This window comes from Desulfuromonas soudanensis, assembly GCF_001278055.1.
Lineage (GTDB): Bacteria > Desulfobacterota > Desulfuromonadia > Desulfuromonadales > WTL > Deferrimonas > Deferrimonas soudanensis.
On record NZ_CP010802.1, the window covers coordinates 2880196 to 2904348 of the forward strand.

Annotated in this window: 12 protein-coding genes and 1 tRNA gene; 5 read left to right on the forward strand and 8 right to left on the reverse strand. The window is 66.5% G+C overall.

The genetic code is table 11. The features are described from left to right. Positions 1–137 precede the first annotated feature (137 nt). The 4 genes from DSOUD_RS12955 to DSOUD_RS12970 form a co-directional block, all read right to left on the reverse strand. On the reverse strand, positions 138–836 hold the full coding sequence (locus DSOUD_RS12955) for a Bax inhibitor-1/YccA family protein (RefSeq protein WP_053551407.1): 699 nt from the start codon (positions 834–836) through the stop codon (positions 138–140). 656 nt (positions 837–1492) lie between these two features. Beyond that, complete coding sequence (locus tag DSOUD_RS12960) at positions 1493–8632, reverse strand: type I polyketide synthase (RefSeq protein WP_053551408.1); 7140 nt, start codon at positions 8630–8632, stop codon at positions 1493–1495. Positions 8633–8634: 2 nt separating this feature from the next. Then, complete coding sequence (locus DSOUD_RS12965; protein ID WP_053551409.1) at positions 8635–15726, reverse strand: type I polyketide synthase; 7092 nt, start codon at positions 15724–15726, stop codon at positions 8635–8637. Further along, positions 15723–17150, reverse strand: coding sequence for a PfaD family polyunsaturated fatty acid/polyketide biosynthesis protein (locus DSOUD_RS12970; RefSeq protein WP_232426545.1), 1428 nt, complete (start codon positions 17148–17150; stop codon positions 15723–15725). The genes DSOUD_RS12965 and DSOUD_RS12970 overlap by 4 nt, the downstream gene beginning before the upstream one ends. A gap of 582 nt (positions 17151–17732) precedes the next feature. Here DSOUD_RS12970 and DSOUD_RS12975 point away from each other — a divergent pair. Then, positions 17733–17808 (forward strand) — tRNA-Thr (locus DSOUD_RS12975). 149 nt (positions 17809–17957) lie between these two features. Beyond that, positions 17958–18860, forward strand: coding sequence for a sensor domain-containing diguanylate cyclase (locus DSOUD_RS12980; protein ID WP_053551411.1), 903 nt, complete (start codon positions 17958–17960; stop codon positions 18858–18860). 118 nt (positions 18861–18978) lie between these two features. Here the strand turns inward: DSOUD_RS12980 and DSOUD_RS12985 are convergent, their stop codons facing one another. Together DSOUD_RS12985 and DSOUD_RS12990 are read right to left on the reverse strand one after the other, a co-directional pair. Beyond that, entirely contained in the window at positions 18979–19455 is a 477-nt protein-coding gene (locus DSOUD_RS12985; RefSeq protein ID WP_053551412.1) for a hypothetical protein, read from the reverse strand. A 74-nt stretch (positions 19456–19529) separates the two neighbouring features. Beyond that, positions 19530–19850, reverse strand: coding sequence for a peptide chain release factor family protein (locus DSOUD_RS12990; RefSeq protein WP_053551413.1), 321 nt, complete (start codon positions 19848–19850; stop codon positions 19530–19532). A 127-nt stretch (positions 19851–19977) separates the two neighbouring features. On the opposite strand from DSOUD_RS12990, the gene DSOUD_RS12995 reads away from it, so the two are divergent. Then, positions 19978–20517 carry a glycine cleavage system transcriptional repressor gene (locus DSOUD_RS12995; protein ID WP_053551414.1) on the forward strand — a complete coding sequence of 180 codons (540 nt, stop codon included), beginning with the start codon at positions 19978–19980 and terminating at the stop codon, positions 20515–20517. A 4-nt stretch (positions 20518–20521) separates the two neighbouring features. Beyond that, on the forward strand, positions 20522–21019 hold the full coding sequence (gene def / locus DSOUD_RS13000) for a peptide deformylase (RefSeq protein WP_053551415.1): 498 nt from the start codon (positions 20522–20524) through the stop codon (positions 21017–21019). 92 nt (positions 21020–21111) lie between these two features. Here the strand turns inward: def and hemG are convergent, their stop codons facing one another. After that, the gene (gene hemG, locus DSOUD_RS13005; protein ID WP_053551416.1) at positions 21112–22521 is read right to left on the reverse strand and encodes a protoporphyrinogen oxidase; all 1410 of its coding nucleotides are present in this window, start codon (positions 22519–22521) and stop codon (positions 21112–21114) included. Between the two features lie 59 nt (positions 22522–22580). Beyond that, positions 22581–23009 (reverse strand): MarR family winged helix-turn-helix transcriptional regulator, encoded by a 429-nt coding sequence (locus DSOUD_RS13010; protein ID WP_053551417.1) that lies wholly within the window; start codon positions 23007–23009, stop codon positions 22581–22583. A 154-nt stretch (positions 23010–23163) separates the two neighbouring features. Between DSOUD_RS13010 and DSOUD_RS13015 the strand changes: the two genes are divergently transcribed. Next, positions 23164–24051, forward strand: a complete 888-nt coding sequence (locus DSOUD_RS13015; protein ID WP_053551418.1) for a DnaJ C-terminal domain-containing protein — start codon at positions 23164–23166, stop codon at positions 24049–24051. The last annotated feature ends 102 nt before the right edge of the window (positions 24052–24153 follow it).

Here is a 24153-nt window from a genome sequence, read left to right on the forward strand (position 1 = left end):
AAGGATTAGCTCCGGGGAGGCCGTCGGCCGGAGAAGGTTTGTAACACAGGGCGGAGGAGGAAAAAAAGTAAAAAGGGGGAGCGAGGCCGTAAAAGGCCCCGTCCCCCCGTGGCGGTGGTGACGGTTCCGTGTCCTGCTCAGCGCCGGTTTCCCATGAGGCGCAGCATCATGAGAAAGAGGTTGATGAAGTCGAGATAGAGGGTCAGGGCGCCGAGGATGGTCGCCTTCTGCCGGGCCTCGTCGTCGGCAAAGCCCGCCGCGGCCATGCGCTTGAGCTTCTGGGTGTCGTAGGCGGTGAGGCCGACGAAGACCAGGACCCCGATGCAGCTCACCACCCAGGTGATCATGGCACTCTGCAGGAAGATATTGACCACCGAGGCAATGATGATGCCGATGAGCCCCATGAAGAGGAAACTCCCCCAGCCGGTGAGGTCGCGCCGGGTGACCATGCCGTAGAGGCTCATGGCGCCGAAGGTGCCGGCGGCGACGAAAAAGGTGCTGGCGATGGAGCTCTCGGTGTAGACGAGGAAGATGGCGGAGAAGGTCACCCCGGAGAGGGCCGAGTAGAGGAGGAACATCATCTTCGCTGTGCCGGCGCTGATGCGGTTGATGGCCGCCGAGAGGCCGATCACCAGGCCGAGCTCGGCGATGATCAGGGCGTAAAAGACCAGGCGGTTGCCGAAGATGGCCTGCAGCAGCGCCGGGCTCGAGAGGGTGAAGATCGCCGCCAACGCCGTCACGCCAAGGCCGGCGGTCATCCAGCCGTAGACCCGGGGGAAGAAGCTGCTTGTGGCGACAACCGCCGGGTTATGGGTGTAAACGGTGTCTCTGTCCATCGGGGAGTCTCCTTTGATTGTGGGGAAAAAGCTGCGGTCACTCGTTATCGAATTGATGTTAGATCAGCATTGATCGTCCGTTGCCAGGGTAAAACCGTCGGGTCGCGCCCCGACAGGCGCCTTACTTTTTGTCCAGACGGCAACAAAAAAGTAAGCAAAAAGTGCCTGTCACCTGCGGTGGGCATGGCTTGGAGGGTTGGTTCGGTTAATTGCTGAGGTGCTCAGAGGCGGTCGGTGTTGTCTTGTACCTCAGCTTCGATTCCAGGTCGCCGGTCTTCCGTTTGCAGGGGTTTCAGCGAACATTTTGTTAAAGGGCTTCTGGTTTGAAAAGCCAGGAGCAAAGGCAGAATCTACGGCACGGCCACCGAGGACTCGCCCTTGTTTTCCCGGTTCTGCTTTTCAACCAGCAGCCCCTCAACAAAATGCTGGCGGCAACGAAGGTGATCGCACTGCCCTTGGCAGGACCACCCGGTGGTTGAGCCGCCGCGCCGGACGTCTCTGCATCAAAGGGAGATTGCTTCCCGATCCGTTACGACCCATGCCGACCGCAGGTCAAGCGCTTTTCTGCCTACTCTTTAGTCGCTTTACAAAAGAGTAGGTCGGCGTCGGGGGCCGAGACCCCCGGGTTCTGTTCCTGAACTTGTTTAGGCTTCTTCTCAGCCAAGCTGACGCAACCGCACCGTAAAATCGGTCATCTGATAGATCACCCGCCCATCAGCGGAGAGAAAACCGTTGGCCTTGAGAAGTTTCCCCTCATCATCAATGGCGGTGACGGTGGCCTCGACGGTCACCTCACGATTTGCCGGGATGACCTGACCGCGATAGTTCCAGCTGTGGCGCTCGCCGTGAGCGATCGCCTCGAGAACGGTGTCTGCATCCCCCCCCCAGCGCTCGACGGCGAGGACCTTGAGAAGCTGCAGCAGCGACTCGAGACCGAGGGAGCCGGGGATCACCGGGTCCTGGTAGAAGTGGGCCTTGAAGAACCACTCGTCGGGGTCGACCCCCTTGGTGCCGCGGATGAAGCCGAGGCCGAAAGCGCCGCCATCCTTGACGAAGGCGTCGATGGCATCGACCATGCGCAGCTTTTTCTTCGGATAGGGGGCCCCTTCGGGATAGGGGAAGGAGAGGGCGCGCCCGGCCTCTTCGGCGCTCATCTGCCAGGGGGTGGCTCCCCGCACCCCGACCTGCTGGGCCAGGGACTCGGCGGAGAAGAAGCCGAAGACCGTGTCGCCCGTGTAGACGGGACCTGCGCAATCGCGGATCTCGAAATCGTACCCCTGGATGATCATGCCGCCGCTTGCCGAGACGCGGGTAATCTTCACCTTTGTCGTCAGGGTTCCGGATTCGGGAGTGACCGGACGGTGCTGAACGGCGTTGCCGTCGAGGTTGCGGAAGCGCAGGTCGACGGGACTGGTCAGGGCGCTCCCAAGATAGGCGGCGAGCCAGCCGCAGGGCTGCAGCCCCGTTTCCAGCAGAATGGCGAAGGGCATCTCCTTCTGCCCGCCGGCCTCGAAGTACCAGGCGTCGGGAGGGACGTCGTACTCGGCCTCGATGGTCACCCCGGCCACGAGTTTCCACGGAGCGCCGTCGATGGCGACGATGCGGTCGAGAAACTGAAACGGAGGGCCGGGGAGGCGGGCGATCCTGCGCTCGCTGTCGAAAACCCTGTAAGGCTCGCCGAAGGCATCGGAGGGGTTGCCGACGGAAAAAGCAAGGATCTTCTCGTAGTCGTAGAGAGGGACTGTCCCCAGCTTCACCGGGGACTGTCCCCTTTGGTCGTCAGGGACTGTCCCCAGCTTCACCGGGGACTGTCCCCTTTGGTCGTCAGGGACTGTCCCCAGCTTCACCGGGGACTGTCCCCCTTGGTCGTCAGAGATCGCCGTAAAACCGGGGACAGTCCCCGGTAGGGCTGGGGACAGTCCCTTAGAACCCTTAAAACCGGGGACAGTCCCCGATAGGGCTGGGGACAGTCCCTGCCAGAGCCGCTCGACCCGGGGGCGGTCGAGGCCGCAGAGGCGCACGGACATGTCGGGGATCTCGACGATCGCCTTGCCGTCGGCGTACATCAGGGCGTCGACGATGGCGAAGGGCTCGGGTCCGTAGCCGAGCTCCTTGATGCTCACCCGGTAGGTGACGGTACGCGTCGTCTCGGTGACCTGGCCGCGGCACTTGAGGCCGGAATCGATGCCGGGGATCGGCTCGCACCAGGTCGTCCCCTCTTCGCCGACCCATCCCAGGCGCAGCAGGTAGATGCGCAGGGTGTGCATGCAGCACTCGTACATGAGCGTCCCCGGCATGACCCTGTCGTCGACGAAGTGGCAGGTGAGGAACCAGGCGTCGGGCTGGATGTCCATCTCGGCGCGGATCATCCCGAGGCCGTAGCGCCCCCCGGCAGGATCGAGTTCGACCACCCGGTCGACGAGCTTGAGCTTGCCGCCGGGGAGGGTGTAGGGGCGCTTGAAACCGAGGGGGGCAAAGCGGGGCCCGAAGCAGGCGGCAAGGTCGCCGGCATAGAGGGCGGCAATCTGCGCGTCGTCGTAGGATTCCACCGCCATCGGCGCCAGATCCCGCCAGTCGGCCGGACGTTTCCCCGGCACCGGAAGGAGATCGAGTTTGGTGTGGACGATCCCCTTGCCGGCGGCGAGCTCGCCCTCGGAGAAGAAGCCGGCGCAGCCGTCTTTCATGGAGAGGAGGGGCTCGCCGTTCACCGTCCCCTCGAAGTTGAAGCGGAAGAGGTAGGTCTGGTCCTGGCGGAAGAAGCGCTCGATTTTGATGTCGTAGCGGATCGTCTCGCCGACGACGGGGAGCCCGCGGTGGAAGGTCACCACGGCGTCGAGGAGGCGGTAGACCGCCTTGCCGCGGGTGATGAAGTCGATCCCGAGGTAGCCGGAGAGAAAGAGGTCGGCCTGCCCGGCCTCGACGGCGACGCAGGTGGGAATCCGTCCGCCGTCGAGGTACCAGCGATCAGGAGTGACGTCGTGCTCGGTGATCACCCGGCCGCTTGTCATGGAGCGCGGCTCCCCCTCCACGGAAAGGATGCGGTCGACGAGCATCAGCGGCTCGTCGGGGAGGCGCACCCGGGTCGGGAAGGAATCGACCTCGGCAAACTCCGGCCCGAGCATGGCGGCGATGGAGCCGACGGCGAACTCCAGGCACATCCCCCGGTCGAAGGCCGGAGGAACGGCGGAAGGGGTCGCCCCTGCCGAGGTCGGAGGGGAGGGGCGATCCCCTGCCTCCGGCAAGATCCCCTGCGCCGCCAGCTGCTCGAGGAGGCTCAGCTGCAGGGCGAGATTGCCGGAGAGGGCCTCGCCGAGGGTGGCGGAAAAACGCAAATAAGCGCCGTGGGACTCGGCGGCGCAGGCCGCGGCCTCCTGCATCTGCCGCACCAGGGGATTGTCTTCGCCGGCGGCCGTAGGAACAGAAGAAGGCGCGGCAGGGGGCGGAGCGGGAAGGGGTGAGGGTCGCGGAGGGGAGAGGGGAGCGACGGTCGCCGGGGACGCCGGGGCGGGTTCGGGTCGCCCCGGGGCGAAGGGACCGCTGCCGATGGGGAGGCGGATGAGCCCTCCCCTGGCGGCTCCGGAAGCGGCGTTTCCGAAGGCGGGAGCCGGATAGAGAGCCGCGAGATCGACGGGAACCCGCTCGGCGAGGGCGTTGGCGAGGAGGCGGAGAATGAGCGAGGTCGGCTCCTGCCCGGGGAAACAGGCGGCGCGGGCGAGATGGGGACGGTCGCCGAGAATCCTCCCGATCATCCGGGTGCAGGAGTTCCCCGGTCCCATTTCAAAAAAGATGCGAACGCCGTCGGCGTAGGCCTGCTCGATGACCTTCGTGTAATCGATCGTCCCCAGGGCCTGCCCGAGGATGACGTCGGCGATCGCCTCCTTCTCGAGGGGATAGGTGCGGCCGAGGGCGCAGCTGTAGAAGGCGACATCGGCAGGGGGGGTGGTCTCGAAGCGGTGGAGCTCCCGGTAGGCCTCCTGCGAGGGTACGGCGACTTCGCAGTGGACGGTGGTGACTCCCCGCAGCAAGAAGAAGTGAGCGCCGAGGCGGGCAACGACCTCCTCGACCTGCCGGCGGTCGCCGCCGATGACGCACTCCTGAAAGGTGTTGATGATCAGGAGATAGACCCGGGAGGAGGCGCCAATCGCCTCCTGTACCTGAGAGGCCGGGGCGGCGACGATCCCCAGCACCCAGTCGACGGGGCGGTTCCCCTTGAGCCCCCAGACCTTGCGGGCCGAGGTGCAGGGACCGGCGAGTTCCTGGGTGAAGAGGGTCGATTCGCCGAGGCGCCGCGCCATGCCGTCGCGGTCCTTCCAGGCGCCGAAGGAGAAGAGCCCGGCCGATTCGCCGAGGCTGTAGCCGGAGACCGCCTGGGGCTCGATGCCGAAGGAGCGCACCAGATCGCTCACCGCCGTCCCGAGGGCGACCTGGGCGATCACCAGGGCGTTGTGGTCGTCGTGGATCGTCTCGGCGAGGGTCTCCCGCCAGAAATGCTGGGGGAGGTACTGGCGGGCGAGATAGCGGCTTTCGCCGTCCTGGTGGCGGTAGATCTCGGGCCAGCGGGCGGAGAGTTCGCGCCCCATGCCGGCGAAGTGGTTGCCGGAGCCGGGGAAGATGAAGGCGACCTTCCCTTTCGGTGCCAGGGGGGCCGGGGCGTAGAAGAGGCGGTCGCGCAGGGACGCGGAGAAAGAACCGGAGCCGGCGCCGATCCCCTGCTCGGGGCGCTGCTGCAGGGCGGCGCGGGCTTCCGCAAGCTGGGCGAGAAGATCGCCGGAACAGGCGGCGACGAGGGCGACGCAGCGGGAGCGGGCGGCCTCGAGGGGGGAGCGCTGCAGCCAGGCCGCGGCGAGCTCGTCCATCCCGTCCGCTTCCCTCTGCGGCGCCGAGCCGACGAAGGATTCGAGGTCGGAGAGCTTCTCCAGGAGTTCCGCCGGGGTGTTCCCCTCAAGAGCGAAGAGCCCCTCGGGAAGGGGACCCAGGGGGCGGGAGGAGACGAGGGGGCGCCCGGGGCGTACCTTCTCCTCGACCCCTTCGAGGAGGGCGTGGGAGCAGGTGCCGTCGACGCCGAAGGCGCTGACCAGGGCCCGGCGGTTCCCTTCGGCGCGGTTGCGGAGCCAGTACTGGGGAGCCGTCGGCAGGATGAAGGAGCGCTTGCCGCGAATCCATTCGTAGCGCGCCTGGCGCAGATTGCGCAGCGGCGGAATGATCTGGCGATAGAGGCAGAGGGTCGCCTTGATGACGGACGCCAGCCCCGCGGCGGCGCCGGCATGGCCGATGTCGGCCTTGACGCTTCCCACGTAGCAGGGGTTCTCCGTCGCGACCGCCGAGAAACAGGCGCCGAGGGCCTCGGCCTCGAGGGCGTCTTCGGCGGGGAGGCCGCTGCCGTGGGTTTCGAGATAGGAGACGCTTTCGGGAGAGACGTTGGCTTCCCGGCAGAGACGCTCGAGGGCCAGGGAATAGACGCCCTTCTCCGGCAGGGGGTTGTCGGCGGCGCCGCCGACGGCGGTGCCGATCCCCTTGATGACGGCGTAGATCCGGTCGCCGTCGCGCTGGGCATCCTCGAGACGCTTGAGGACCAGGGCCGCGGCCCCCTCGCCGATGACCGTGCCGTCGGCGGCGCTGTCGAAGGGACGGGCGACTCCCGAGGCCGAGAAGGGACGGAGAGCGTGCTGGGCGAGGACCGAGCGCAGGTCGCCGTTCATGTCGGCGGCGCCGACCAGGGCCCGGTTGATCGATCCTTCCTGCAGGGCGTGCACCGCCACCTCGAGGGCGCGCAGCCCCGAGTTCTCCTCGCTGGAGAGGGTGAAACTCGGCCCGCCGATGCGGAATTCCTTGGCGATGCGGCTGGCGACGATACTCCCCAGAGCCCCCATCACCCGGTTGGCGGTCAGCGGCGGCCCGGCGGCCTCCCGAAGAGAGGCGACCCAGGCGTCATAGGCCTCCTCCGTGAGATCGAGACCGAGGGCGGCCGCCCAGGCGCGGGCCCGTTTCTGGATCGACCAGCGGAAGCTGAAGCCGGTGGCGGCGAGATCGAGTCCGGTGCCGACATAGACGCCGGTGAAGAGGAGATCCTCGTTCTTGAGACCGGCATCCTGCAGCGCCCGGTCGGCGACCTGGAGCATGAGGAGCTGCCGGGGGAGCATCTCGCCGATCTCCTTCGGCGGGATGCGGAATTCGCCGGGGGTGGAGGTGACCTCGGGGACGAAATGCCCGGCAAAGGGGGTCGCCGAAAGCCCCGCCTCCTGAAACCAGCGGCTCTCCGGGGCGCCCCACCACCCCTCGGCCGGGGTCGGTGCCACCCCGCGGGACCCGCCGAGGACCCGCTCTTCGAAGGCCTGCAGCGAATCCCAGGGGCCGAAGTGGGCGCCGAGGCCGACGATAGCCACCGCCTGGCTCTTGCGGCGGAAGGAGGGGGGAAAGGCGACGGTGCTGCGGGACGGTTTTTTCGGGATCCACTCTTCCACCAGGAGGTGGGCGTTGATGCCGCCGAAACCGAAGGCGCTCACCGCCGCCCGCCGCGGCTCCCCTTTTTTCCGGGGTTGCCAGGGGGTCGGCGCGCCGAGAACCTTAAAGGGGCTCCCCTCGAGAGCGACCCCCCGGGCCGGGACGGAAAAATTGGCCGTCGGCGGCAACGTCTCCTCCCTCAGAGCGAGGAGGGTTTTCATCAGGGCCGCCGAGCCGGCGGCGGTGAGGAGGTGGCCAATGTTCGACTTCACCGAGCCGAGAACGGCCTGGCCGCGGCGCCACCCCGTCTCCCCCCACAGCGTCTTCATGCTGGCGAATTCGACGGCATCCCCCACCGGGGTTCCGGTGGCGTGGCATTCGATCAGATCGACATCCGTCGGCGACCATCCGGCCTGCTGGTAGGCCGAGCGCATGGCCCGCAGCTGCCCTTCCGAGGCCGGGGCGAGCAGGGAGCCGCCGAGGTCGTTGGAGAGGCCGATGCCGCGGATGACGCCGTAGATGGAATCGCCGTCGCGCACCGCGTCTTCGGTGCGCTTGAGGAGGAACATCCCGCACCCCTCGCCGACCACCAGCCCGTCCCCCTTCTCGTCGAAGGGGGAACAGGTCCCGGAGGGAGAGACGGCGTGGAGCTGGGAAAAACCCATCTGGGTGTAGAGGGGATCGGGGCGGGAGAGGCCGCCGGCGAGCATGGCGTCGGCCCGCCCAGCGGCGAGTTCGTCGACGGCGAGCTTGATGGCGTAGAGGGAGGAGGCGCAGGCGGCGTCGAGGGTGAAGCAGGTGCCGCCGAGACCGAGGGCCTTGGCGAGAATCCCCGCCGGCAGACCGGCGACGTAGCGGTTGAGGGGATCGGTGGCCGGCCGTTCCGGCTCCAGAGCCTTGCCGAGGAGGGCCTCTTCGAAGGAGAAACCGAGAAGCTCCCGGGCCAGATCCGACGACTTCTCGCTGGGAAGAGCGAGATTGCCGAGAATGACGCCGACCCGGGCCCTGTCGACGGCGGCGGTGGCGCCGTCGTCCCAGGCCCGTCCGCCGGCGACGAGGAGCAGGCGCACCATCGGATCGAGGGACGCCAGAAGCGCCGGGGAGATGGCCATTCCCGCAGGGAGCGCCCCCATCCCCTCCTCGTCGATGAAGCACCCTTTTTTTGAAGAGACCTTGTCCGGTGCTCCGACCGCCGGGTCATAAACGTCCTGCGGTTTGAGAAGCCAGCGCCCCTCGGGGGGGCACCGGGAGGTGTCGACGCCGGAGCTGATATTTTCCCAGAAACGCTCCAGGGTCGGCGAGGAGGGGAAGACCCCGCCGATGCCGACGATCGCCACAGACTTACCGTGCTTCATCCTCAGGCGGCTCCCTGCAGTTTATTGCGCAAAAAGCTGGCGTTGAGCGAGGCGTCGATGACGCACTCGTAATCCTCCATCCGGGCGAGGAGTATGCCGCTGGTCGGGTCGACGAATTCGATCTCCGCCACCGCCTTGCGGGCGCTCTGGCTGGTGATGCGGATGCGGATCTCGGCGCCGCTCTCCGGGAACGTCTCGCAGTACTGGCGGTATCGCCCGGCGAAGACCGGCAGCGACGCGGCCCGGTAGCGCTCGAAGCTCCAGAGGATCATCATCTGGAAGCTGCAGTCGAGGGCCAGCGGGTCGGCGAGCCAGGCGTTGCGCAGCGGCTGGTTGATCCACTTGGAGGGGAGCGGCGCCGGGCGTACCAGGGAGCCGATGCCGTCGGCGGAGCAGCCGATCATCTCGCGAATCCCCTGGAAATCGATGCCGTGAAAGAGGCGCTCCGGACGGTAGACCTCCGCCATGGGGTGGGCGTAGGGGGGGAGCTCGAGCCTCTCGACCGGCGCCTTCCCTTCCGGCAGGCGGGCGGCCAGAACCATGCGCGCCCGGCTGTGAACAAACTGCTGCCCCGTGACATCGGTGCCGGAGAGCTCGACGGGGACCATGTGAAAGCCGCCGCTCTTGATCGCCTTGCCGGTCATCACCTGCAGTGTATGGCTCGTTCCCGGTTCCAGGGTCACCCCTTTGAGGACCCGCAGGTCGTTGAAGCCGTGAAAACGCAAGCCGGGATTGTTGTGGATGGCGCCGTGGGCCATCCACTCGATGATCATCGCCATGGGGAGGACCGCCCTCCGGTCCATGACATGGGAGCGCAGGAAGGGGAATTGCTCGATGGAGAGGTCGAGATCGAAGGCCTTGGAGACGTAAATATTCTGATGGACCGCCGACGGGGCGCTCCCGGCGGACTCGCCCCGGCCGCCGAGAATCACCAGTTCCACCGGGCCGCCGGGGGGGGTGGAGATCTCCTCGAGGAGATATTCGGCCCCGGCCCGGAGGTCGATGACGGCAATCCCCTCTTCGGCAAAGACCTTCTTCAGCGCCGGTGTGACCATGCCGCCGTCCCAGGGGCCCCAGTTGAGGGAGAGGACCCGGCAGGAGGGGCGGAGGAGGGCCTGCTGCTGGGCGATCTTGTTGAGAACCTCGTTGGCGACGGCGTAGTCGATCTGCCCGGTGCGGCCGAAGCGGCCGGTGGAGGAGGAAAACATCACCATGAAGGAGAGATCGTCGTCGTCCAGAGCGCCGAGTAGGGAGCGCAGGCCGCCGACCTTGGTCGAGTAGACGGAGGCGAACTGCTCGGCGGTCTTGTCGGCGATCAGCCGGTCGGCCAGGACCCCGGCGCCGTGGATCATGCCGCGGATCGGGCCGTATTCGGCGCGGACCTCGGCGATCGCGGCGCCGACGGCCGCGGCGTCCCGCAGATCGACGGACCGGTAGAGGGGCACCCCCCCCGCGCCGGCGATGCGGCTGAGGGTGGACCGGATCTCCCGGTTGCAAAGAACAGTCTGGTACTGGGCCTCGACGTCCTTCGGCTTGAGCGGGGTGGCGGCGTTGCCGATCAGCGCCTTCTTGATCTCAGCTTCCGCCGAGAGTCCGGCAAGCCAGGCCGGTTCGGACGTCGGGAGGGCGCTGCGTCCGAGGAGAAGGAGAGTCGCCTGGGAGGAGGCGGCCAGGGCGACGGCAATCTCGGCGGTCACCCCGCGGGCGCCGCCGCTGATCACCACCACATCCCCCGGGGAGAGGGGCGAAGGGGAGGATACGGGGGGGAGGGAGAGGTCGGTGAGTTTGAGGGTTTGCAGCCCCTTGGCGGTAATCCCCACTTCCTCGGGGCCGACGGCGAGGATTTCCTCGACGAGCATCGCCGCGGGATCGGATAGATCGACGGCAAGATCGATGGCCTTGCAGGCGACCTGCGGCCACTCGTGAGCGGCGGTCTTGGCCAGACCGGCCAGTCCTCCGGAGAGGGGGTCGACCGACGGGCCGCCGGGAGGAAGGCCGAAGGAGCCGTTGAGGCGCGAGACGGTGGAGAGAAGAGCCCCCCCCTCCGCGGCGGCGGCGAACAGGGCCGGGCCGCAGAGTTGCACCAGGCCGAAGGCATCGGCGAGGAAACGGTCGTCGGTGCCGCCGCTCGGGGCGAGCAGGATCAAAGCGCCCAGTCTGGCCGGAGGCGTCAGGGTTTCCAGAGCTCTCAGATCGATCGCCTCGGGGTGGAAGTGCAGCGCGGAGAGATTCTGGCAGAGGCGCCGGCAGAGTTGGGAACCGTCGTCGCTGACCCAGATCCGGGCTCCCGGAGCCAGGGGGACCGCGGCGCGGCCGGCCTTCGGCTTGAGGGGGACGACCTTGAGCACCTTGCGCTCAATCCCGAAACCGGCTTCGCCGAGGATCGACGAAGGGGGAGGAGTCGCCGGAGCGCTGGGAGCACCGGAGACACTGGCGAGAAAATCGACGATCTGCCCCACGGTCTGCAGCGTCCCGAGATGCTCGGGGCGAATGGCCGGAGCGCCGGGAAGACGCTCCTGCAGGGTCGAGAGGATTTCCACCCGCTTGATGGAGTCAATGCCGAGATCGCTGTCGAGAGCCATCTCCAGCTCGAGCATCTCCACCGGGTAGCCGGTCTTCTCGGCGATGACACCCAACAGGGTCGCCGAGACCCGCTCCCGGTCGAGACCCTCTTCCCGGGGGGAGGGAGGCGCGGCGGCGGGACGGGGTGCGGCACTGAGATGATCGACGATCTGCCCCAGGGTCTGAAGGGTGCCGAGATCTTCGGGACGCACCGCCGGAGCGTCGGGGAGGCGCTCCTGCAGGGCCGAGAGGATCTCCACCCGCTTGATGGAGTCGATGCCGAGATCGGCGTCGAGACTCATCTCCAGCTCGAGCATCTCCGCCGGATAGCCGGTCTTCTCGGCGATGACCGCAAGGAGGACTTCGGCGACCCGGCCGTTATCGACGGCAGGAGCGACGGGAGCCGGGGCGGCAGAAGCGCTGGGAGCCGATGCGGCAGGCGCCATCCCGGCGCCGAGGTGGGCGACGATCTGCCCCAGGGTCTGCAGGGTGCCGAGATCCTCGGGACGCACCGCCGGGGCGCCGGGGAGGCGCTCCTGCAGGGCCGAGAGGATCTCCACCCGCTTGATGGAGTCGATGCCGAGATCGGCGTCGAGACTCATCTCCAGCTCGAGCATCTCCGCCGGATAGCCGGTCTTCTCGGCGATGACCGAGAGGAGGACTGCGGCGACCCGGCCGCCGTCGACGGCAGGAGCGACGGGAGCCGATGCACCAGGCGCCATCCCGGCGCCGAGGTGGGCGACGATCTGCCCCAGGGTCTGCAGGGTACCGAGATCCTCGGGACGCACCGCGGGAGCGCCGGGGAGGCGCTCCTGCAGGGCCGAGAGGATCTCCACCCGCTTGATGGAGTCGATGCCGAGATCGGCGTCGAGACTCATCTCCAGCTCGAGCATCTCTGCCGGGTACCCGGTCTTCTCGGCGATGACCGCCAGCAGAACCTCGGCGACCCGGCCGTTATCGACGGCAGGAGCGACGGGCGCCGATGCACCAGGCGCCATCCCGGCGCCGAGGTGGGCGACGATCTGCCCCAGGGTCTGCAGGGTGCCGAGATCCTCGGGACGCACCGCCGGGGCGCCGGGGAGGCGCTCCTGCAGGGCCGAGAGGATCTCCACCCGCTTGATGGAGTCGATGCCGAGATCGGCGTCGAGACTCATCTCCAGCTCGAGCATCTCCGCCGGATAGCCGGTCTTCTCGGCGATGACCGAGAGGAGGACTGCGGCGACCCGGCCGCCGTCGACGGCCGGGGCCGGGGGAACGGCGGCAACCGGCGCGGCAGGAGCCAAAACGACCGGCGGAGCGACGGCTACTGGCGCGGTCCCCCTGGCGGGAGCCGGTGCGGCGACCGGTGCGGGGACCGGTTCCACGGCCGCCCCGCGGAAGGTGGGCGCCGGGACGGGGGCCCCGGAGAAGAGCTGGCGCTGCTGCTCGACCAGGGCCTGGAAGGTGCGGGTGGCCGACTCCTGCCCTTCGAGGAACTGCCGGTGGAGGCGGGAGGTCTGTTCCTGCAGGCTCTGTAACGCCTGCAGGCTCTGCCGGGTGAGGCTCAGCGCCTCCTGCAGAGCGGCCGGGGGCGCTGCGGCGGCGGAGCGGACCGGAGCCGCGGGCGCAGCGGGTACGGCGGGTGAAGGCGGCGCTGCCGGCGCCGGCGAGTCGGCCCTCAGGACCCTGGGGGCCACCGCCGGACGGCGGGGGGGCGCCTTGAAATAGTTGGCGCCGCAGAGGGGGACGGTCATCCCCTTCTTTTTCGCCGGGGCCGAATCGCAGGCCGCGGCATACCCTTCATCCCAGAGGGAGAGGTCGAGGGGGTAGCCGAGGACGGAGAGCTCCCCGAGAACGCGGGCCAGGTCGTTGATCCCCGAGCGCTTGCCGCCGGAGGCGTCGATGGCGATCGCCCGATGGGGACGCTTGCCGAGGATCGCCTTGACCATGCCGGTGAGACGGGCGCCGGGACCGACTTCGAGGAAGGTGCGGATGCCGGATTGATACATGTTTTCGATCTCGGCGACGAAATCGACGGGGCTGGCAAGCTGGGACGCCAGAAGGTCCCGGGCCTTTTTCGCCGAGGCGGGATAGGGGTGGCCGCTGGTGTTGGAATAGACGGCGGCAGCGGATTTCTGGAAGGGGATCTCCTGCAGGCGTGCGGCGAAGGGGCCGGAGGCCTCGGCGACCAGGGCGCTGTGAAAGGCTGCGGCGACGGAGAGCGGCGTGCAGCGCAGACCCCGCTCGGACAGGAGAGCGGCCGCCCGGGCGATTTCGCTGCTGGCCCCGGAGAGGACCCCCTGGTCGGGGGTGTTGCGGTTGGCGAGGACCAGATTGAGGGCGGTCTCGCCGAGGAACGCCTCGATCTCCCCGAGGGGGGCGGAGACCGCCAGCATCGAGCCGCGGTCCCCCTCCCCGGCCGCCATCAGCTCGCCGCGGAGGCGGGAGAGGGCGTGCAGAGAGGCGCTGTCGAAAGAGCCGGCGGCGGCCAGAGCGGTGAGTTCGCCGTAGCTGTGGCCGGCAAAAGCCTCGGCGGCGACGCCGAAGGAACCGAGGACGCGCAGGGCACCGAGGCTGACGGCGCCGAGAGCCGGCTGGGCGATCTCGGTGGCGCGCAGGGCGACCTCGTCGGCGGTGCGGGTCGCCGCATCGAAGGCCGGGTGGGGATAGATCCTCCCGGAGAGGGACGCAGCGCCGCCGGAAACGGCAAAGGCTTCGTCGGCCTCGCGGAGGGTTTCGAGAAAGGGGGGGAACTGGATTGCCAGATCCTTGAGCATCCCCGGGTACTGGGCTCCCTGGCCGGGGAAGAGGATCCCCAGCGGACCGGCGGCGTCTCCGGCAAAAAAGACGGTGCCGTCGGGAGCGCTCCACCCTTCGTTTCCGGCATTCTTCTCCAGCAGGGTCAGGGCGCTGGCGATCTGGAGCGCCGGATCGCTCAGTCCTTCTTCGAGAACCAAAGAGAGGCGGCAGGACAGGGCCGGATCGAAGGCGCTGCGGCAACGGGCGGCGGCCAGGCGCACCTCATGCCACGTCCCCGCGGCGGGAAAGGCCAGCAGGGCCGCCTTCAGAGCGGTGCGGTCGGCGGCGGAAAAGGGGACGAGCTGCACATCCCCCTTCCAGTCCGAGCCGGCTTTGACGGGGCTGTATTCCTCGAGGAGGCAGTGGAAGTTGGCGCCGCCGAAACCGAGGGCGCTGACTCCGGCCCGGCGCGGATGGTTGCCCCGGGGGATCCAGGGGCGCGCCTCGGCATTGACGTAGAAGGGGGTCCTCCCCCTGGTCACCGCCTCCTGGGGCGTTTTGACCTTGATGGTGGGGGGGAGGGTTTTGTGATAAAGGGAGAGGGCGGCCTTGATGAGCCCCGCCGCACCGGAGGCGGCCTTGGTATGGCCGATCTGGCTCTTGACGGACCCGAGGGCGCACCAGGGGGAATCCCCCTCGCCGAAGACCTCCCGCAGGGCGTTGACTTCCACGGCGTCGCCGACCCGGGTGCCGGTGCCGTGGGCTTCGATCAGCTCGATGGTCGCAGGATCGACGTCCCCCTGCGCATAGGCGCGCTTGAGGGCCTTGGTCTGCCCGGCGGCGCTCGGCTCGTAAATGGCCGAGCCCCGGCCGTCGCTGGAGGAACCGAGCCCCTTGAGGACGGCATAGATCCGGTCGCCGTCGCGCTCGGCGTCGGCGAGGCGCTTGAGGACCAGGATCCCCAGCCCTTCGCCGAGGGTGGTGCCGTCGCCGTCGGCATCGAAGGGACGGGCGTGTCCCGAGGGGGAGAGGGCCGGGGTCTTGCTGAAGCAGGTGTACATGAAGATGTCGTTGAAGGTGTCGATCCCGCCGGTGACCACCATGTCGGCCTTGCCGGTGGCCAGCTCGAGGGCGGCGAGGTTGAGGGCGGAGAGGGAGCTGCCGCAGGCGGCGTCGCAGACGCAGTTGGTGCCGCCGAAATTGAAGTGCTTGCTGATCCGTCCGGCGACCACGTTGCCGAGGAGTCCGGGAAAGGAGTTTTCCTGCCAGGGGACGTAGGCGTCGGAGATGCGCGCCATGACGTCGGCGGCGACACCCTCCTCGACCCCGGCGTCCTTGAGGGCCTGGCGCCACTGGGGATGGCCGAGGCGGGAGGCCAGGGGGATGACGAGTTCCAGGGTGCCGGTGACCCCGAGAATGACGCTGACCTTTTCGCGGTCAAAGTCCCGCTCGGCACCGTATCCGGCGTCCTTTAAGGCCTGATCGACGATGAGCAGGCCGAGGAGCTGGGAGGTGTCGATCGCCTCCAGGGCGTTGGGGAGGACTCCGTACTCCATCGGATTGAAATCGACGGGGGAGAGGAAGCCGCCGTGCCTGGCGTAGACCCGGTCGGGGGACTTGGGGTCGGGATTGAAATAGTCCTCGGTCTTCCAGTGGCTCGGCGGCACCTCGGTGATGGCGTCGACGCCGTTTTTGATGTTGGCCCAGTAGGCCTGGGGGTCGTTGGCTTTCGGAAAGAGGCAGCCGAGACCGACGATCGCCAGGGGGATGGATCCGGCGCTGTCGCCGCTGTATTTTTCGTGGTTTTTTTTCAACTCAGATACTCCTTGATCCTTGCCGTTTCCAGGGGGGCAAGCAATTCGGAATCGGAGGGGAGTTCCATCCCCTGAAGGGAAAGCTGATTGGCGCGAAAAATCACCGCGGCGCCGAAGAGAAGATTCAGGGCCACGGTGACGACCTGGCGCCGGGACGGTTCCTCAAGAAAGGAGCCCCGGGCCCATTCGTTAAAGGCACCCATGGCCGGACCGCACCAGATCTGATAGTCGATGCGCCGCGACGACTCGCCGCGGTTGGCCCAGACCGGCGACTGGCCGAGATACCAGCGAAAGACCAGGGCCATGCGGTATTTGGGGTCGCGCTCGGCCTTCTCCAGCTGGCGCGGGTCGCGCCGGGAAAAAAAAGTGCGCGTCTGGTCCCAGACGGTCTCCAGCGGCAGGCGAAAGACGGTCTTCTCCAGCTTCTGCCGCTCGAGGGCCGGGAGCTCGTCGATGCTGCCATGGAGCCGGTAGAGTTCGTAGAGCCGGGCGGCGCGCATGGAGAACATGGTGCCGCGCTTGAGCACCTGAACGTTGACCCCCATCTCGAACATGTCTCCCGAGGGCGCCATGGTGATGTCGGCCTGACGGGTTTCTGCCAGAAGCTGCCGCACTTCGTCACAGGTTCCCGACTCGACACAGGCCTGGTTGACCGAACCGGTGACCAGGTAGGCGGCCCCCATGACGAAGGCGGCGGCCGCCGAGGCCGGGGTGGAAATCCCGCCGCCGAGGCCGATTCGCAGCCGCTGCCGATAGCCGTGGCGGTCCTGGAACTCCTGCCGGAGAGCGCGAATCGACGGAAAGAGGGAGATGGCCGGGCGGTTGTCGGTGTGACCGCCGGAATCCGCTTCCACCGTCACGTCCTGGGCCATGGGGATGGAGGCGGCCAGCTCGGCCTGCTCTTTCGACAAATCCCCCGCAGCAACGAGTGCCTGCAAAAAGCGCTCCGGCGGCGGAGCGAAGAACTTGGCGGCGACCTCTTCCCGGGAGATCTTGGCGATGACCCGGTTGGGGGTGACGATCTCCCCCGACGGATCGCGGTAGATGCCGTGGGTGCGAAAACGCACCACCGGCAGGGTGAGGTCGAGAAAGGCGGAGGCCTCGATGAGAGCAATGCCGCGGCGCAGGTAGAGATCGACCAGGGCCTCCTCGAGCTGCGGCTCGTTGGGGCTGTGAATCAGGTTGACCCCGAAGGGGATCGCCTCCGGACCCGACTGCAGCTCGGCAAGGGCGTCCTCGACTTCCTCGAGGGGGAGGCCGGCGGCGCCGAAAAAGCCGAGCATCCCCGCATCCCCAAGGGCGCGGACCATGGCGACGGAGCTGATCCCCTTGGCCATGGAACCGCCGATGTAGGGGTAGCGCAGGCCGTGGTCCCGGCAGAAACCGGGATCGCCGAGGCTCTCGAGGGGACAGGCCGGGATCATCCCCACAAAGGGGAGGAGTTCGGCGTCTCCCGCGGTGGCCTGGGGGGATACGAACCCGGAGCGGAGCTCGACTCCCGAGGCGGCCGCGGTGAGAAAGAGCGGAGAATCCAGACGGCGCAGGGCCTCCAGCAAGGCGGCGCCGACGGCGGACCCGGATGACAGCAGAGGGTAAAAGAGCCCCAGGGGTTGGCGATGGTTCAACGGTTGACGATCCAAGAACAAAACTCCTTGGGCAGGTGTCACTCTTTTGACCCGGCAAGAGGCGGGTCGGCCAAAGAAGAGCTGGGGCCCGACAGGCGGCAGGAAGGACGGTTCCTCCCCGAGGGACCCCGAAGCCTGCGAAGCGACGGCAGCCACCAACTCCTCGGCTACAAATCGTGTATTATTTCATTTTGCACCGGCAATGGCAAAGGGTTTATGCACACCCTCCTACCCTTCCGGGATCATTGGGTTCCCGCCGCCACAAGCACTTACACCCTGCACCCGAAACCTTTACGGAGGAACGGCAGGGGGTGCCGACCGGGAAAAGGGATTGACAACCCCAGCCAATTCAGTTAAATACATGGGCCTCAAAGCAAAAATGCCGCTATAGCTCAGCTGGTAGAGCAGCTCACTCGTAATGAGCAGGTCGTCCGTTCAAATCGGATTAGCGGCTCCAGACAACCGCAGGGGTTCATGTCGCAGGACATGAACCCCTGTTGCGTTCCCCCCCTCCCCCTCCCCTGCGGGAGAGGTGCAATCCTGCGCATTCTGTGTTTTAATATACTTTGACATAGTGAACATTGCACAGGAAAGGGGACCCGGCCGGTGATAAATTCCCACGACCTCTACAGGGAGCTTCTCGAACAGATTCACGACGGGGTCTACTTCGTCGACACCGAACGGCGCATCCTCTTCTGGAACCGCGGCGTGGAGCGGCTCACCGGGTTCGGGCGAAACGAAGTGATGAATCACTTCTGCCATGACAACCTCCTCAGGCACGTGGACGGCAACGGCACTTTTCTTTGCCAGGACGGGTGCCCCCTGCAGAAAACCATCGAGGACGGCCAGTCCCGGGAGGCTGAGGTCTTTCTCCATCACAAGGATGGTCACCGGGTCCCCGTTCATGTGCGCGTGACGCCGGTGCGCAACGCCGCCGGGGTGATCACCGGGGCGGTGGAACTTTTTAACGACAACTCCTTCCGGCATTCGTACAACGAACGGATCCGCGAGCTCGAAGACCTGGCCCTTCTCGACCCCCTCACCCGCCTCGCCAATCGCCGTTTTCTTGAAGATCACCTGGAACAGCAGATCAAGGAAATCGACCGGTACAAACTCTCGATCGGCCTGGTCTTTCTCGACATCGACCACTTCAAGCAGTTCAACGACCGCTACGGACACGACTGCGGCGACCTGGTCCTGAAAACCGTGGCCCGCACCCTGAGCGGCAACGGTCGTGCCTTCGACGTCTTCGGCCGCTGGGGGGGGGAGGAATTCATCGGCGTGCTGCGCAATATCGACGGCGACGCCCTGCGGCATGCGGCCGAGAAGTTCCGTACCCTGATCGCCACCTCGAGCGTCCCCTGGCAGGGGGAGGCGCTGTCGGTCACCGCCTCCTTCGGCGCCACCCTCCTCACCGACGAGGACACCCCCTCCTCGGGCCTGCAACGCGTCGACCGCCTCATGTACCTGAGCAAGGAGGGGGGACGCAACCGCGTCACCTTCGGTTAGCCCCCCGGCGCCCGGAGAGAGACAAATGAGCAGAAGCGGCTTCCGGAGATCCCTCCGGAAGCCGCTTTTTTTCGCGCCAGGCCAGCAGCCGCAAAAGTCGCCCCTGTCCCGCCGGCCCCTACCCCCTGAGAAGGGAGCGCCGCTGGCGATAGAGTTCATCGATCTCCGCCACCCCTTCATCGAGGAGATCGAGGTTCCGCTCGATCGCCGCAGGGGCCCTGGCCCATTCCATCTCCTCGAGGGGGGTATGAAGGCCGGCGATCTTTTCCAGAAGGACCAGATCGAAATCCAGAATGCGCTCTTCTCCTTCGGGCGAGAGTTCGGCACTGCTCCCCGTATCGTCGTCGCCGGTGGATATCTCCGCCTTGAGAAAAGCGAGGGTCTTCAGGGTGGCCGCCAGCTTGCCGTGCAGTTCCCCGCCGGTTTCACGGCCGAAGATGAAGTCGGCCAGACGATCCCGCACCTTCTCGAGTTCGGCCGCCAGGTACCGGCGCAGCAGGAGATCGGTTTGGCCGCGGCGAACCGACCGATATCCCTGGAAGCCGGGGATATGTTCGCCGAGCCGTTCGGTCTTGTGTCGCGGGTCGAGCTTCATGAAACCCTCCCTCCTCCGGCCATTCCCTTCAACATTAGCAGAGGGGACGAGGGTGTCAACGAACCTCTGGGAGCCTAGTCCTCCACCTTCCCCCGTCCCCGCTTCACCTCGGAACGCTGCTTCTTCTCGCCGAGGCGCCGCTCCCTTGCACCCCGTCCCGGCTTGGTGGGGACCCGCTTTTTCTGCCGGCGGTTCAGGGCGGCGAGGCGCTCGCGCAGCCGCTCCAGTGCCCGTTCGCGGTTTTCATGCTGGGAACGGGATTCGGTGGCGGTGACGAGAATCCCCGTCGGCAGGTGCTTGATGCGCACCGCCGACTCGGTCTTGTTCTTTTTCTGCCCCCCCGGCCCGGAGGCCCGGTAAAAGGTCACCACCAGGTCTTTGTCGCTGATCTCCAAGGTCTTTCCTCTCTCTGCCGGCTAACTGCTGGAATTTTCTCTTCATCCATGTTAGAAGGAAAAGGGCGTCGGGGCAAGGTCCCCGATCCCCCAACCCTTCAATTCTTTCCCACGGAGTGCCGCCGCCATGACCCATTTTGCCCTGACCATCATCGGCCGGGACCGCCCCGGCATCGTTTCCCAGGTGACCGAAATCCTCTACCGCATCGGCTGCAACATCGCCGACTCGACCTGCACCATCCTCGGCGGCCAGTTCGCCATGATCCTCATCCTCTCCCACCCCGAGTACCACGACCGGGAGGGTTTCGGCGAGGCGTTTGCCCCCCTCGAGGAGACGGGTCTTTCGGTCTTTCTCCGCACCCTCAAGCCCGGCGGGGAGATCCACTGCATCGATCGGGGGGAAATCTGCATGATCTCCGTCTACGGCGCCGACAAGCCGGGGATCGTCTACCGCGTCGCCAAAGAACTCGGCGACCGCCGGGTGAACATCACCGACCTCAACACCAAGCTGGTGGGGAGCGCGGCGCGGCCGGTCTACGTGATGATGATCGAGGCGGTCCTCCCCGAGGGAACCACGGTGGAGGAGATCGACGGGATGATCGGCGCTCTCAGGGAGGAGCTGCAGGTCGACATCTCCGTGCGCTCCATCACGCCGGTGGAGCTCTAGCCCCATGGCCGTCCGCGATATCATTCTCTATCCCGACCCGATCCTCAAGACGGTCTGCGCCGCGGTCCCGCACATCGACGCCGCCTCCGACGCCCTGGTGCAGGACCTCCTCGACACCATGATCGACTCCGGCCATTCGGTGGGGGTGGCGGCGCCGCAGATCGGCGTCTCCTCCCGGGTGGTGGTGGTCGACGTCTCCGGCAGCAAACTCGGCCGCAACAACAACCATGGCCAGCTGGTGCTCATCAATCCCGAAATCCTCGAGCGGCAGGGGAGCGAAACGATGCGCGAGGGGTGCATGAGCGTGCCGGACTACACCGGCAACGTCATCCGGGCCACGGAGATCGTCCTCCAGTTTCTCGACCGCGCCGGGACCGAGCGGGTCATCAAGGCCTCCGGCTTCGAGGCGGTGGCGATCCAGCACGAGATCGACCACCTCGACGGCATCCTCTTTCTCGACCGGGTTTCGAGCCTCAAGACCGACGTCTTCCGGCGCAAGTAACCTCGACCTCCATCGGCACCGTCACAGACGGCAAAAGGCCGGGCAGTCTGCCCGGCCTTTTTTTGAGCGGATTTTTCAGCGCACCGCGGCGGCTATTGCCGCTGGCGGAGAAAGGCGACGACACGCTCGGCGATCTGGTTCGAGGCGTTGACGCAGTCGTTGAGACCGACGCCGAAAAAGGCGTTTCCGGTGAGGAAGAGTCCGGGGGTCTTTTCCAGCTGCTCGTCGAGAGCCAGCAGCTTTTTGCCGTGGCCGGAGACATACTGGGGGATCGCCTTGTCATGGCGGAAGACGCGGACGAAATCGGGCTCGGCGTCGATCCCCATGATTTCCTTGAGATCGGCCTTGACCCGGGACCTGACCTCCTCCTCGCCGAGAGCAATCGCTCCGGGGTTGGTCGCTCCCCCCATCATCGAGCGCAGCAGGACGTGCCCCTCGGGGGCGCGGTGAGGGAAGATGCTCGAGTCCCAGAGGGTGCCGAGGATGTTCTTCCCTTCTTTTTTCGGAATCAGGTAGCCGAAACCGTCCAGGTCGCGGGCGATCTTCTGCCGCTGGTAGCCGAAGCAGACGACGTTCATCGGCGCGTAGGGGATCTCTTTAAGGATGTCGGCCATGGCGGCGCTGGTTTCCTCGAGCATCCCCGCCAGGGCGTGGGCCGGGGCGGCGCTGATCACCAGTTCGGCATCGAGAACCCCGCCGTTTTCCAGGTGCAGTTCGAACCCCTCCTTCCTGGGGAGGATCGCCACCACGGCGCATCCGGTGCGGAGGGTCCCCGATATCGCCGCGGCGGTGGCGTCGGAGAGCTCCTGGATCCCGGCGGAAAAGGAGGTGAGGGTCCCACCGGGACCGGCGGCGCTGGCCACCACCTTGCCGGCCTTGACCTCGGAGCGCTTCTTTTTCGCCAGGCGCGCCATCGCCTTGATCAGCCCGCCGTACTCCCGCTCCAGCTGGTAGATGCGGGGAAAGCAGCTCTTGAGACTCATCGTTTCCGGATCGCCGGCGAAGATCCCGGCGACCATCGGCGCAATCAGCTTGTCGAGGGCCTCGGCCCCGAGACGGCGCCTTCCGAAGTCGGCCAGGGTTTCGTCGGCGCTGCCGCGGTAGGGGGGCACCAGCATCTCACAGGCGAGGCGCAGCTTGCCGGGCCAGGAGATCAGGTCCGACTTGAGAAAGGAGGGGCCGTTCTCCGGCAGACGGTGCAGCTTCTTTTCCGAGTAGATGAAGCGCTTGCGGGCGTTGTCGTTGGAGCGCAGCAGACGCTCCCTGATGCCGAGGCGGTCGCAGAGCTCAAGGGTCATCGGCTTGTTGTCGAGAAAGCCGTTGGGTCCCCATTCGCAGAGATACCCCTCCTCCTTGACGCTGAGGATCTTCCCCCCCAGCCGCTCCTTTTTTTCCAGGACCGTCGTTTCCACCTCCAGTCCGGCCTCTGCGGCCAGGCGCTGTACGGCATGGGCGGTGGACAGGCCGGAAATCCCGGCGCCAATGACTGCAATTCTGATCATGGATAGCTCTCCGCTGCTGTGAGTTGGCCGGGTGCGAAAAACCCACCCGGGATCGTTTTTCAGGTCAGTTTGCCGAGAATCCGGGCGATGTTCTCGAAGGACTGCACCAGCAGTTCCTGCTCTTCGTCACCGAGGCGCTCGAGGATGCGCGCATAGCCGGCAAGAATTCCGCGCTGCAGCTCCGCCACCAGCGCCTCCCCGGCCGGGGTGAGACGAATGACCAGCTGACGACGGTTGCCGGCGTCCTGTTCGCGGTGCACCACCCCCTGCCCCACCAGGCGCTCGACCATCTGGCTGGCGCTGCTCATCGCCACACCCAGTTCCCGGGCCAGATCCCCGAGGGAACAGTCCTCCCGGTCGGCAATGGTCAGCAGCGTCTTGTACTGGTTGTAGGTCAGGTCCATCCCGTCATGAACCAGGGTGCGCATCCGCCCCATCCGTCCCATGAGCTGGGGGTAGATCCGGGCCATTCTTTCGATCCGTTCCATTCGTTGCCTTCCTAACATTTCGGATAGCTAAATATTAGACGACAAAACAATCGAGGTCAAGGGGGAAAGAGACGGAGCGGTTTTCCCATCTTCCCTTGACGATAGGGCGCCGCCTCATTATATTGTCAGGGCACCCCGCCCTCCAGGAGTTCCCATGGCAAAAGACTATTACGCCGTTCTCGGCGTTCAGAAGACCGCCCCCGCCGACGAGATCAAAAAAGCCTATCGCAAGCTGGCTCTCAAATTCCATCCCGACAAGAACCCCGGCGACAAAAAGGCCGAGGAAAAATTCAAGGAGATCACCGAGGCCTACGCGGTCCTCTCCGACGCCGAAAAACGTCGCCAGTACGATCAGTTCGGCGAGAGCGGCTTTCACCAGCGCTATTCACAGGAAGACATCTACCGCAACTTCGACGTCGGCGACATCTTCCGCGAGTTCGGCTTCGGCACCGACGATATCTTCGGCCACCTCTTCGGCGGCGGCCGGGGGCGCCCCCAGGGTGGCGGCAGTCGCCAGGTGATCAAGGGACAGGACTACTCGATGCAGATCGCCATCCCCCTGCGCCAGGCGCTCCTCGGCGGCGAGCGGCGCGTCGATTTCCGGGCCCAGGGACAGGCGGAGCACCTCCAGGTGCGGATCCCCCCGGGGATCGAGTCGGGGCAGAAGCTGCGGGTCGCCGGCAAGGGGGGTCCCAGTCCCATGGGGGGTCCTCCCGGCGACCTCTTTCTCGAGATCCGCATCGAACCCGACCCCCTCTTCACCCGCGAAGGAGAGGACCTCTTCGTCAAGGTGCAGATCCCCTTTTCCGGCGCCTGCCTCGGCACAACCGTCGACGTTCCGACCCTCGGAGAAGGCAAGCGGGTCAAGGTTCCCGCCGGCATGAGCAGCGGCGGACGCATCCGTCTCAAGGGGTTCGGCGCCCCGGTTCGCGGCGGCAAATCCCACGGCGATCTCTACGCCGTCATCGAAGTGACCGTTCCCCAGCAACTCAGCGACGAACAGCGCAAACTCCTCGAAAAACTTCGCGACTCCGGCCTCTAGGAGCCCCCCCCCTCCTTCTATCCAGATGAATTCCTACAAATCCAGCCTCCCTCAAGGCAGGCTGGATTCTTGCATTAATCCGGAGGGTCGGCCTTCGCGACG

Coding starts and splice junctions, on each gene's coding strand:
- hemG (WP_053551416.1), bottom strand. CDS start 22,521: ATGATCAGAATTGCAGTCATTGGCGCCGGGATTTCCGGCCTGTCCACC.
- DSOUD_RS13015 (WP_053551418.1), top strand. CDS start 23,164: ATGGCAAAAGACTATTACGCCGTTCTCGGCGTTCAGAAGACCGCCCCC.
- DSOUD_RS12995 (WP_053551414.1), top strand. CDS start 19,978: ATGACCCATTTTGCCCTGACCATCATCGGCCGGGACCGCCCCGGCATC.
- DSOUD_RS12955 (WP_053551407.1), bottom strand. CDS start 836: ATGGACAGAGACACCGTTTACACCCATAACCCGGCGGTTGTCGCCACA.
- DSOUD_RS12960 (WP_053551408.1), bottom strand. CDS start 8,632: ATGAAGCACGGTAAGTCTGTGGCGATCGTCGGCATCGGCGGGGTCTTC.
- DSOUD_RS13010 (WP_053551417.1), bottom strand. CDS start 23,009: ATGGAACGGATCGAAAGAATGGCCCGGATCTACCCCCAGCTCATGGGA.
- DSOUD_RS12970 (WP_232426545.1), bottom strand. CDS start 17,150: ATGATCCCGGCCTGTCCCCTCGAGAGCCTCGGCGATCCCGGTTTCTGC.
- def (WP_053551415.1), top strand. CDS start 20,522: ATGGCCGTCCGCGATATCATTCTCTATCCCGACCCGATCCTCAAGACG.
- DSOUD_RS12985 (WP_053551412.1), bottom strand. CDS start 19,455: ATGAAGCTCGACCCGCGACACAAGACCGAACGGCTCGGCGAACATATC.